The sequence below is a fragment of the Streptomyces olivochromogenes genome, from assembly GCF_001514115.1.
GTDB classification, from domain to species: Bacteria; Actinomycetota; Actinomycetes; order Streptomycetales; family Streptomycetaceae; genus Streptomyces; species Streptomyces olivochromogenes.
Genome location: NZ_KQ948548.1, coordinates 1 through 521, shown reverse-complemented (window position 1 = coordinate 521; position 521 = coordinate 1). Strand labels below are relative to the sequence as shown.

Sequence of the window (521 nt, the reverse complement as noted above, 5' to 3'; positions counted from 1 at the left end):
CCAACAGCGCCCCCTCCCGCAGGGCCGCGCCGGGCGTGACGCTCTGACCGCCGTGGACTGCGATCCACGTAGCCGTAGACCGTTTCCCATGGCGGGAAGTCGTGGGGCAGGTAACGCCAGGCAATGCCGGTGCGGTCGACGTAGAGGATGGCGTCCATGAGGCGGCGCAGGTCATGCTCGGGCGGGCGACCGATGTCGAGACCCTTGCCTCTGCGCTCGGCCCGCCAGGTGGTGAGCGTGGGCTCGATCAGTTCCCAGCGCGCATCGGAGAGGTCGCTGGGATACGGGCGGTGTCGCGTCATGTTTCGGTAGTACCGTCGAGCAGGCCGCCTCCCCAGGGCGCAAACGAGGTCAACCGGGGGCGCGTTGGGATCAGACAGGAGCAAACGCAGCGAAACGGGTCGCCGAACGACGACACGAATCCCTTGCCCCGCATTAGGCACGTCTGCCCCGAGAGCCCCATACCGGCTCGGTCTGCGAATCGACGCCAAACAACCTCGGCGGGACAAAACGCTCTTTGA

General features: G+C 67.0%; 1 protein-coding gene. It reads right to left on the bottom strand.

Annotated elements, in window-relative coordinates; all coding sequences use genetic code 11:
- Positions 1 to 302, bottom strand: a 302-nt coding sequence (locus AQJ27_RS54485) for a transposase (protein ID WP_244313897.1), incomplete at its 3' end; no start/stop codon positions are given.
- Between the last annotated feature and the right edge of the window lie 219 nt (positions 303 to 521).